Genomic DNA, 11,583 nt, shown 5'->3' with positions numbered 1-11,583 from the left:
GTTTAACAGCAAGAATTCAGACTTTTACTTTGGGCGATGGAAGATAGGCTGGTGACTTCCATTGGTACTCAAGGTTTATTAAAAGTGAATGAACTACAAGGACGTACAACCGATAATAATGGCCGCCACTACGACTTCATTAAAAATCGAATTCCGTCTGTCATCCAGGCGGCTTCTCTGCAGCGGATACAGGCACTGGACGCCGCTAAAAAGGGCCCCTCGCGCTGGGTCACGACAGCCTCGAACTACAATCACAACCGGCTGAAAAATGCCAACCTGGAACTCTGGGCAACACACAACAAGGTCGATAAGGCCCTGGACAAGCTACAAAATATTTACGAATTCGCCGAACCGCTATTAAGTGCTGCCCTGAAAAAACATTACGGCGTCGATGACGACGTTCGAACAACTTACTTACATCTTTACTTGCCTAAAGAACGACCCTGGTATGCCCTCAATATCTCAAGTGGCGTCACCACTCGTACTGTTTCCCTGCTGGATGCCGCCTTGCATAACTTCGCTCTCTCCGAAACATGCGAAGCGGATTCCGATTTCATCAGTCAGCCCGATGAACGCGGACTGTTCGACATCAAGCCGATCAAACGCAAAATGTCGATTGCCCAGTTCCAGACCCTGTGTCGCGAACTGGACATCGGCGCGCAATACACCGAACACCTTGAAAGCTTTTTGCTACCCGGCGATCCGGTCGCAGAGACTTACCTGAAACGCAGCGTGGTCAAAAGCCAAAAAGCCGCGTTCACGGCGGCTGCACAACTGGCCGTGATGACTGGCGACATTCAGCGCGACACCCTTCAGCTCGTACTCGCCATGCTCGATGGCCAGCGCAACCTCACCTTCAAGGGCAAAATAGTACAGTTCGGCGAATTGTCGATCATGGGTACGGCGCTGACCGGCATCGTGCTGATTTCGCCAGACCTTGAGCGAACCCGCGAGGTCGCGCCGATCATCGCTTACCTCCCTCATGATCCCGACCATCCCCTGAAGGAATACCCGTCGGTCACCGACTTCCTGAACGAACTGACCCGCCAGTTGCGCGATAACAACTTCATCCCTTCCAGCGGCATGACCTATCGTCAATACTTCAGCCAGTTCGTCGATCAGCCCGAGCGCGGGGCGTTTTTTGCCGGGCTGCAGCAACGTCTGTTCACAATTGAATGGCATCAGAAGGAGCCCCTGGATCAACGCCCGACATGGCGCGAGGAGCCCGTGCCTACCCCGCACCTGCAATTTGCCGTGACACCGGTCAGCGGTGATCTCTGGGAACATCTCTTTCAGAAAAAACTGAACAAGATCCTTAACGACGCCAAGCACATTGCCGTGTCCACCGCCGACACCGACAGCAATGCCCGCTGGGCCTGGTGGGACAATTTCAAAAAAGTAGTTTCCGACATCTTCAATGTCGCGCTGATGGTCCTCACCCCGTTCGTACCCGGCCTGGGCGAATTGATGATGGCCTATACCGCCTACCAGATCACCAGTGACGTTATCGAGTCGTTGGTAGACCTGGCCGAAGGCTTGTGGATCGAAGCCGCCGAACATATCGTGTCCGTGGTGACCAATGTCGTGGAGTTGGCGATTTTCGCGGCGGGGGCCGAGCTTGGGAAAATCCCCCGGCTGAGGCTCTCGGCATTCATCGAAAGCCTGAAGCCTGTCGTACTCCCCGAGGGTCAGACCCGCCTGTGGAACCCCGATCTCACCCCCTACGCGCTGCCAGACTTCAAGTTGCCGGCCGACAGCCAACCCAATGCATTGGGACTGCACACCCACGAAGGCAAGCACATCCTGGCGCTGGATAACCAGCATTACGAAGTCCAGCGGCAAGACCCGATAACACAGCGCTATCGCATCAAGCACCCACAGCGCCCGAACGCCTATTCACCTGAGCTTGAGCACAATGGCCTGGGCGCCTGGACCCATGAAGCTGAAAACCCGCGAACCTGGGACAGCCCGACGCTGATGCGTCGACTCGGCCATGGCGTGGACGGATTCAGTGACGCCGAACTCGAGCAAACCCGCATTGCCAGCGGTACAGAGGAAGGCGAGCTGCGCCGGATGTACGTCGACAACACCCCGCCACCACCGCTCCTGGCGGACAGCCTCGAGCGCTTGCAACTGCAGAAGCAGACCCGCCAAGCCATCGAAAACATCCGCACCGGCGACGCGCTTGAACCGACCGCTTACTGGTTCGAACCGCTGGCGACTTATCTGGACGGCTGGCCCACGGAAAAAGCCCTGAAGGTCTACGAAAACGCCGATCTCACAGGACACTCTCGTCACTATGGCAATGCCGAGGCTACGCCGGCGCAAACCCTGTCCGTCAGTCTCTCTCACATCACCAGCGGTGAACTGCCACAAAGCCTTGTCGATTTTCTGAGTAACGAAGAACTGCGCGACTTGATCGGCAGTCACCCCGCCAAGCAGGAGCAGATCAAGGCCTTGCGCAATCGCCTGGCTGATCTGGCCAACAGCCTCGAACCGGATATTTTCAATCAGCTCTACCGGGCTGCGCAAAGCTCCGACACCCCCTCCGTTCAACTGCTTTGCACCACGTTCCCGGACTTGCCGGCCAATGTGGCGCAGACGCTGCTGACCCGTGCCAGCGCCACCGAGTTTGAACGCATGACGGACCATCAACAGATACCGTTGCGCCTGAAATCCCTGGCCCGTGAAGCAGCCTTCGAAGCACGAACCAATCATGCCTACGAAGGGTTCCAGGATGATGTGCAGATGGTGGCGGACACGGAACGTTTGGTGCTGAACACCCTGAGAATTTTCACCGATTCGTTCGGTGATTTGCGTATCGAAGTCCATGACGGCACCTACGACGGTGACTTGCGTTGCAGTGTTGGCCCCGAGGACGCTTCGACCCTGCGCAAACTGATACGGGAGCAGCCGGGAAAATATGCCGTTTATGACGCTTCAAACACCCCACTGCATGCAGCCGATGATTTTTACCAGGCAGTGCTCAACGCGCTACCCGCCGACCAACGTGCTCGCCTGGGTTATCGACCCGGCCAGGGCGCGCAGTTCAAGCAGTGGGTGATGGTGAAAACCGAGGCACCGGCTGAACGTCGGACCGTGCTGGCCGAGCCACCGATTCGCGCGACCCAGGATTTGCAGACCGAACGGTTACTGCGTGGCCCGAGCCTTTCTACCGTTGCAGAGACGCCGGAAGAACGGGTGCGAGAGATCTATCCGCATTTCAATGAACGGGAGGTCGCGATATTTGTAGATTCGCTGGGCGAGCCAGACGAAGCGCTCGAGACGCTCAAACGCCTGGAACGCGAACAGTACGAGCTGGGTGAAATTCTCGACAAATGGCGCAACCAGCAACCGGAGCACTGGGGCCCTGACAGGAACGGGTTTTTAAACGGTGGTGGGCAGCATATTGCCGACCGGCTCATGCAATGTTTCGAAAGGAAGTCGACCGTGTTCGGCGAGCGCAGCACGCGCCTTGAAGACGGCTACGTATTGGACCTCTCAGTCGAATTAAGCCGCTACGATCTCGAGTTGTGGTGGAAAAAGCTGCCGGATATCCAGCGCTACCTCGATCAGATAGAAACCCTGAACCTGGATCGCACGACGTTTTCCGCCAACGCCGGCGGCCTGCTGAAAAACTTTTCGAAACTACGACAATTGAGTGCCAGGGGCTGCCAATTGACGCAACTGCCGGAAGGTATCGGCGCCATGCACTATCTGCGAACCCTGCGCCTGATGAGCAACCGGATCAGGTTGACGCCGCGCGCTGTCGAGCACCTCAAGCACCTGACGCGCATGGAAACCATCAGGCTGGACGACAACCCGCAGCTGGGATTGATGCCAAACGTGGAGCGCATGCCAAAACTGAAGATCCTGAGCTTGAGCAACACCGGCGCGACCACCTGGCCTGAGGGCCTGCTCAACAAGCGCCGGCCGCGGGGTTTTCTACTGGACCTGATGCAAAACCCGCTCACCGAGATTCCAAGCGTGGTACCGGGTTCCGATGACGCGCGCCTCGTGGCGCGGGCACGGCTCTATGTGAAAGACCTCTCGGACGCCAATCGTATCGCCTACCAGGACTACAGGCGCTCGGTAGGCCTGAATGCCGAGCAGGTCTATTCGGCCATGGCCGATCGAGCGATCGATCAATGGCCCATGTCGGACGACTCCCAGTGGTGGAGCGACCAGGCGACCGGTTTGGGGACTTTCAGAGTGGAAGCCTGGCACGACTTGATGAACGAGCCGGGCGCCGAAGATTTTTTCGCCTTGATCCAGAAGCAGACGCGGTCTGCCGATTATCTTGCGGGAGGTGACCTGCGCCAACAACTCAGTGATAGGGTGTGGCGGATGATCGAAGCCATGGACCTGGACAGTGACCTGCGCACAGAGCTGTTCGAGATGGCAACATCGCCTACCACCTGCGCCGATGCCGGGGCCCAGGTGTTCAACCACATGGGCATCAAGGTGCTCGCAGCCGAAGCCTATGCCTTGTCGACGTCGGCCACCGTCCTGGAAAGCCAACTGGTCACGCTGGCAAAAGGTGCCGCGCGCCTGATGCGGGTCGATGACATCGCCCGCGCCGATTTCGGCAGTCGTACCGGTACGCCCGATGAAGTCGAAGTGTACCTGGCCTATGAAACCGGACTGGCTGAGCGCCTGGGTCTGCCGTGGCAATCGCAGGCAATGCTTTATCGAGAAGTTGCCGGTGTCAGTGCCGAGACCCTCGACATCGCTTTTGATACGGTGATTTCGATGGGAGAAGGCGATGGCTTGATCAACGACATGCTCACCCAGACATTCTGGGAAACCTACCTGCGCAACACTTACCCGCGTGAGTTCCAGCGTAATGCCCGAAATTTCGAGCTCAAAAACGATCTACTCGAAGAACTGCGGGACGCACAACGCGCCTGGTCTGAATCGCCAGGATCGTCGATTGAGCAACGACAAAAGAGCAAGCAACGGTTGCTGGACCTCGCCACGCAACTCAATGTTGCGCCAACCACCGTGCTCACCGCAGAGCGAATGAGCGACGCGGTGTACGAAGGGTTACAAAACGACATCGGTTACGAGGAACAACAACTGAGCAGGCGGTTGACCCGTGAGGCCCTGCAACGCGCCGGGCAGTAGTCGATCCCTGGCCAGGATACGCCCCTGAAGGTCACCTTCAGGGGCGTGCATTCATACCTCCGAATCCCAGATGACATTGACCCAACCCGAATATTGTCGGGGCTGTCGCGGCTTGATCATCTCCCCGACTTCGTCCGGGGCAATCTCGAAATGCAGCGTTCCCGGTTTGCGGTCCACATAGATGCCTGGCTGAAACAATTCGGTACCGCTGCCATCCATCAACAACCGACGGCGATTGACGGCTAACCCGTCAGCGTCGGTCAACCCATGGGGCAGGCTCACGCTGACCAACAGCGGGACGGTATGACCGGACAGGGGTTCATACAACGAGCAGGTCTTGCTGTCTTGGGAGTGCTGGCATTCCAGGCTCATCTTGAACCGCGAGCTGGCGGAGATGTTGAACGTCTGGTCGCGCAACAGACGCGTCGGCTTGCGCCCCTGGGTGAGCCAGGATTGCCAGCCACCCTGGGGTATCAGCTCCACGCGATTGCCGCCCGGTGGCACTTCGACTTTCAACGTGTGCTGAACCTCCAGCTCAAAGTTCAAGAGCATCTCGGTATCGTTGGGAACCATGACATCGCCCATATCGAAGTCGCCCCCGGGGCCGACGCGATAACTCAAGGCACCCGTATAAGAACCTGATGACATGCCCAGAGGATTCGGCGTTCGAAGTTCGTAGGCGAAATCCAGATAGTTGTAAGCCATTGCCGGAATGGGAAACAGGGTCGACTTGAGACAGGTACCCGCGACAGGCGTCCTCCAGAAAAAAGAGTAGGAGTAAGGGGAGTAGAATCCAACGCCACTGTACACGCAGGGCGGGGGGGCATAGACCCAGCTCGATTGGGTCCACAATCTCTGGTGCGCTTCATCTTCCGGGGCCCCTGTCAGCTTGGAGGCTTTTTCGCTTAGAGAGTACTGTGAGCCGAACCCTGCAATGCGTACCTCCACTTGCTCCGACTCTCCTGTACTGATGTTCCTCACCGTCAGGGAGCGCCACTGTGCCGGCACGCTAAAGATGGCACTACTGCGTGGATCGGTGTCAGGCAGCATCGGCCTTGTTGACTCGAACCTCAGGGGTAGCCGAATGCTGAACATGTTCAGCCGATTACACTCGACGGGGTTGGACACGCAATACCCACTGTTCGGTGTTTGATTGATGAACTTGTTGTCCATGGGCTTCGATGAATCCGGCCGAAACAGCGCCTTGATGTCCGTGGAAGCACCCATCGCTGGTTCAATGCTCCCTGCAAGCAACACCATGACCCAGGCTAAACGACTGGTTTTTCCTGATATTTTTTTGAAGTTCATCGCCTTTCACTCAAGCCTCCGGCAATACCGCATTGAAGATCAAATTGACGCTGCCAAAATAGCTGCCGGGTTTGTAGACTCCATCGGCAGGTGGCATGGGCAGGATTTCCAGCAACACCCGTTTACCCGGCGCCGCATCGCTCAGGGAAACCACTTCGCTGCTTTGCAGTTCGCTCAAAGCCGTGCCGTTGAAGAGCACCTGCAAGCCGATGTCATGGGCCGCGAATCCGTTGGACAAATAGGGCCGACCTTCAAGCCTGGCCTCTATGGCGCCCGCTTCGTTCTTGACGTCGAAATACTTGCGCAAGCCGCCCAGCGTCGAGGCGCTCAGGTTCCAGGGCAGTTGTTGTTCGCGGTGGATCCAGCCGGGGTCAGCGGGAATGACGTAAAACCCCAGGGTCGGAATGGTGACGAACACGTCGAACGTTTGCACTTCCCGGGCCGCAAACACCGACAGGCTGGCCCACGCAAAGGTCGTAGCAACAAGCACCCGTGAAAGTTTCTTGAACATGGCGTTATCCCTTCACATCAAGTTTTTTGCTGCTCTGGCCTTCCACCAGCGTGAAGTGGTACTGACGACCCGCCTGTTTTTCGAAGGTGAACGTGCGGCCCGCGAGAATGTGGTGTTTGGCGGTGGGTTGGCAGTCTTGTTCGTTCTTGATCGAGCAGTCGCGAAACTCATCGACCACCACGACGGAATTGCCGTTGTTGCGGATTCGATAGTTGCCCGGGTCATTCTCGATGGCACTGTTGAAAACCGTGTCCTTGGGCCGGACAAAAAACACCGCGCCATAACCAGCCAACACGGTGACCCCGGCGGACAATTCCTTTTTATAGTCATCGCGCTCTTCACTGGAGACCGCGAACTCATCCTCTTTCTCGGGCACCACCGGCACGAAACGCACGCGGAAATAGCGCTCTTTGTCCCGCTCGCCCATGAACAACAGGCGTGTGCCCTGCATGCCGTTGGCCGGCACGATCAGCCGAGCCGGGCTGGCCATCAGGCCATCGCGGGAATTGCCGTCGGCATGGGTCTTGAGCGGCACTTCCTGTGATGTGCCATCGGCGCTGTAGAGAATCTCGAGGATGTTGACCTTGACGAACGCCGTACTGTCGCCGCCATTGAAAACGCGTTTCAAGAAGGTACTTTTGTCCCCGTCCAGATAGTCATACACGGTGCCGATATTGATGTTCGGGGCGGCCTGGGCCACCTGGGTGAGCAGACAAAAACCAACAGTTGCCAACAGACGTTTCATCGTCCTGTACCTCGTCGAATGGATGTGCAATAACGCAAAGACCTAGACTTCGGAGTCCCAGATAATCGTGACCTGGCCCGAGTAATGCCGCAGTTGTCGCGGCTTGATCATTTCCGCAACTTCGTTCTGGGCAATCTCGAAATGCAGCGTTCCCGGTTTACGGTCCACATAGATGCCTGGTTGGAATAGTTCGGTACCGCTGCCATCCAGCAATAACCTGCGGCGGTTGATGGTTTGCCCGTCAGCGTCGGTCAACCCATGGGGCAGGCTCACGCTGACCAATAGCGGTACCCCATGTCCGGACCGGGGCTCATACAAAGAGCAGGTCTTGCTGTCTTGTGAGTACTGGCATTCCAGGTTCATTTTGAAACGCGAACTGGTGGAAATACTGAATGTCTGGTCGCGGAACAGACGCGTCGGTTTCAGGCCTTGTTGCAACCAGCTCTGCCAGCCATTCTGGGGTTCCAATTCAACGCGGTTACCACCAGGAGGAATCTCAACTTTCAATATGTGTTCAACATCCAGCACAAAGTCGAGCACGATCACGTTGTCTTCGGGCTGCATGATGTCGCCGAGATCAAAATCCTTATGGGGACCTACTTGAAACACGTGCTGGCCGGTGTACTGACCCGCGACCATTTGCAGCGGGTTGGGGGTCGTCAGCTCATAGGTGATGTCGAATGTCAGATAACGAAAGGGCTGTGGGATATTGACGAGCGCACGCTTGGCACACACCCCGGCACCCACCGGGTGTCTCCAGAAGCTGTTGAAACCAATGTCATCGCCCGCCCCGTCAAGACCTGTGCAAGGTGGCCCCGCGTGCATCCAGATTCCGTGTTCCCACACAAAATTGTGCCCGGCCCCATCCGTCAATTCCGGTGCGGGAAGTGGCAGCATGTAGGCGACGCCCATACCTGCAACCCGGAATTTGACAACTTGCGGCGGCGCGGTGGGATGCGTCACAACAATGTCCTGCCAGTCCGAGGGTATGTTGAACATGGCTCCCTGGCGTGGATTCGAATGCAGTCCCTGGATCGTGGCAATCGAATGGGAAGGAATCGGTAATCGGAGGCTGAATAAATTAGCTTCGCGGCATTGCGATGGGTTATCCAGGCAAAATCCGCTGTTCGGGGTTTTGTTGATGAATTCGTTGTACTGCGGGTTTGTCGGATCCGGCCGGAAGGTGGCGCTGATTTGCTGAGTCACCGCCCCCACGGAAGCCGGCAGCAGCATCGCCAAGCTGAAAAAACACGCGGCGCTGCCACCCAACCGCTTCGGTAATACGCGAAAAAACTTCACTGTCCTGCCCCCTTGAAATACGTCCGAGACGGTTTAACCCGCCTCCCCTTCCGCCTGCCCGATACCCGCCAACGTATCCGGCGTGCAGCGCAGATCGCCGATCATCAACACGTTGTTTTCAGTGCGCCCAAGGCTCGGGTCCAGGCGGAACTGGCAGAGCAACTGGTTGCCGTGGCGCACCTCCAGCGTCGGTGAGCCTGCATTCATTTCCATGGAGAAAAACCCGTCCACTTCACTCACGCCGCGACTGGCGTGGTTGATGATGTGGTGGCCCTTGAGCGGATTGCCCTGGGGGTCGATCAAGCGGCCGAGCACGGTGAGGGTTTTCATCACGCGGACCTGGCGATATTCCACGCCGCCCTTGTTCAGGTGATAGCTCGAACGGGCGGGCTGGATGGTCGCGGCAGGCACGTGATTGCCCTCGAAATCGAAGCTCACCGAGCTGCTTCTGTAGGCGGTGATCGGCACGAAATTTCGCCCCGGGCGCAGCACCGCGCTGCCGCCACTGAGGTCGTCGGCACGCAGGGCAATGCCCTCGATATCGGACTCCACGTCGATGATCATGCCGGCGCCGTTACGGTGGTACTGGCTGGTCATGACCATTTTCTGTCCGCCAACGGCCACGGTGCTGTCCAGGTTCAGGCCACCGGTGAGGTCGTTGTTGTAGGACGAGCGCTGAATGAAACCGTCGCCGTTGACCAGGTCCGAGGTCATGGTCGCCATGGCGTTCAGACCGATGCCATAAGTATCGGTGATGGCCGTCGCCGAAACGCTCTGCAGCAGGTGATCCTGCAAGTCCTTGCGGTAGGTGACCGAGGCATTGTTGTCCCGCCCGCCATCGCGGTCGGTGCGCGAGCCGATACTGCCCGAGATCTGCTCGCCCGGCCCGCCCAAGGCCAGGGTCAGGCTCAAGTCGACGCCACGATTTCTATCGTCACCGGAGCTGTAACTGCCAGGCCGATCGAACAGCGACAGCCGCCAGTTGGCATCGCTGCCGAACAGGCGCGTGCGCTGGGTCCAGCCGAGATCGACGCCGGTGCCTTCGGTGTTGCCTTCACTGTGGGAGACCCGGGCGTTGAGCGAGTTTTTACTGTCGAGCCGATGATTCACCGACAACGAAGAGTTGCTGGTCTGGCCGACAAACACGTTGCGCTGCCGCACCCGTGTACCATCGGGCAAGGTGTCGTAGAGTCGGGTCGTGTCGAGCCAGCTGCGGGTGTGGCTGGCGACGATGCTGCCGCTGCCATAGGACCAGAGCCCCTGCACATCGAGGCCGGTGCCGTAGTCTTCGGTCTGGTAGACGTTGGCAAAGAGATTGGCATTGTTGACGATCGCCCAATCGACCGACGTGCCGTATTGCAACGTGTCGCGCACCTGCCGCCCGCTTAAGCCCAGGATGACCCGCGGGTGCAGCAGAAAGTTGAAGGCCGCGCCGGCGGTCATGTCGCCGTCGTCCTGCTCGTCCCAGTTACTGAGCACCTTGGATTCACGGCCGGCAAACAGGTTGTAGCGTCAGCGCTCGTCGTGATTGCGCCAATTGTTGGGTTTGTAGATCAGCTCCTGTGTGCTGGAGGTGATCTGCCCGTCCTCGATCAGGCGCACTTCCACTTCATAAATGCCGCCGGGTAGCGGCCGGGTATCGAGGGTCTGCAATCCGGCCGGTACGGCCTGGGTATTGATCAACAGACCGTCGCGGTAGATTTCCACCGACCCCTGGCGATTGGCGGTGACGTAGACCGGATAGACCGCCGGTTTCGGGTTGTTGATGGCCAGGCTGTCGGAGCTGCCATACATGACACCCACCGCGGTGTCGGGGCTGGTGCCGAAGGTACGCGGTTGGCGGGTCAGGCCTTCGGACGAGGGCGTGAAAAGACCCAGGCGCAGGAAGTTGCCCTCCAGTTCGCGTTGGGTGTACAGCTCGTTGACCGAGTGATAGAGCTGGTTATCCAGACCACCCAATCGAGACAATTGAATGTTGGCCGCTTGCGTCCAGTTGCCCAGGCTGCTGCTGGCCTCCAGGCCATAACGCCCACCCAGGTCCTGGTTCTGGCCACCGTTGAGGTTCAACTGGTTGCGCACGATCAAGCCGGTACTGCCGCCTTCGGGCAGGCTGTAGTAACGCTGCACCTGGTCGTCGCGCTCGGCGTTTTCGGTCAGGATCGAAACCAGGGAATTTTCCAGGCTGTAGTGCACGGCCAAAAGCTGTTCCGGGCACTTGGCCTGACACCCGCCCAACGCTATGCCTTGCTTGAGATAGCTCGACCAGGTATCGCGTTCACTGGCCTTGATGGAGCTGTCGCTGACATCAGTGAAGTCAACGAGGGTGATGCGATCGTCGCGCGATAACACGACCATCGCCTCACCGAGAAATTGTTGATCAAGTTCCACGCGCACCGCCAGCGGCACATCAAAGAAGTGCTCTTCAAACTCACTCGGTAAACCTTTGGCTTGCGCCAGCAAACTTCGAGGCGTCTGGCTGTTATCCATGGGCGCAGCCAGGGCGCTTGCACAAAAACACAGGGCAAGCGCCGTCGCGATGGGCGTCATCGGGAACATGAACGGAATTCTCTGAAGATAAATGCATTGAAACCCG

At 58.0% G+C, this 11,583-nt stretch carries 5 protein-coding genes and 1 pseudogene; 1 reads left to right on the top strand and 5 read right to left on the bottom strand.

The genetic code is table 11. From position 1 onward, the window contains the following. The first annotated feature begins 36 nt into the window (after positions 1–36). Positions 37–5,127, top strand: coding sequence for an NEL-type E3 ubiquitin ligase domain-containing protein (locus tag NPS56_RS08505; RefSeq protein ID WP_425313624.1), 5,091 nt, complete (start codon positions 37–39; stop codon positions 5,125–5,127). Between the two features lie 51 nt (positions 5,128–5,178). Here the strand turns inward: NPS56_RS08505 and NPS56_RS08500 are convergent, their stop codons facing one another. From NPS56_RS08500 to NPS56_RS08480, 5 genes and pseudogenes are all read right to left on the bottom strand, one after another. Next, positions 5,179–6,435: a hypothetical protein gene (locus tag NPS56_RS08500; protein WP_425313623.1), complete on the bottom strand. Its 1,257-nt coding sequence runs from the start codon at positions 6,433–6,435 to the stop codon at positions 5,179–5,181. Between the two features lie 10 nt (positions 6,436–6,445). After that, positions 6,446–6,946, bottom strand: coding sequence for a CS1 type fimbrial major subunit (locus tag NPS56_RS08495; protein WP_274074260.1), 501 nt, complete (start codon positions 6,944–6,946; stop codon positions 6,446–6,448). 4 nt (positions 6,947–6,950) lie between these two features. Beyond that, a complete protein-coding gene (locus tag NPS56_RS08490) occupies positions 6,951–7,691 on the bottom strand; it encodes a molecular chaperone (RefSeq protein ID WP_274074259.1) in 741 nt (246 codons plus the stop codon). A 42-nt stretch (positions 7,692–7,733) separates the two neighbouring features. Continuing rightward, the gene (locus NPS56_RS08485; protein ID WP_274074258.1) at positions 7,734–8,990 is read right to left on the bottom strand and encodes a hypothetical protein; all 1,257 of its coding nucleotides are present in this window, start codon (positions 8,988–8,990) and stop codon (positions 7,734–7,736) included. A gap of 33 nt (positions 8,991–9,023) precedes the next feature. Next, positions 9,024–11,546, bottom strand: a pseudogene (locus NPS56_RS08480) (TcfC E-set like domain-containing protein). Positions 11,547–11,583: the final 37 nt, after the last annotated feature.

The organism is Pseudomonas putida, from assembly GCF_028682635.1.
Classification (GTDB): Bacteria; Pseudomonadota; Gammaproteobacteria; order Pseudomonadales; family Pseudomonadaceae; genus Aquipseudomonas; species Aquipseudomonas putida_AE.
Note: the sequence above shows the minus strand (reverse complement) of the source record. Positions and strands in the feature narration are given on the sequence as shown.

Excerpts from the sequence above, each read along its gene's own strand:
- NPS56_RS08495 (WP_274074260.1), bottom strand. The coding sequence starts at position 6,946 with ATGTTCAAGAAACTTTCACGGGTGCTTGTTGCTACGACCTTTGCGTGG.
- NPS56_RS08505 (WP_425313624.1), top strand. The coding sequence starts at position 37 with ATGGAAGATAGGCTGGTGACTTCCATTGGTACTCAAGGTTTATTAAAA.
- NPS56_RS08500 (WP_425313623.1), bottom strand. The coding sequence starts at position 6,435 with ATGAACTTCAAAAAAATATCAGGAAAAACCAGTCGTTTAGCCTGGGTC.
- NPS56_RS08490 (WP_274074259.1), bottom strand. The coding sequence starts at position 7,691 with ATGAAACGTCTGTTGGCAACTGTTGGTTTTTGTCTGCTCACCCAGGTG.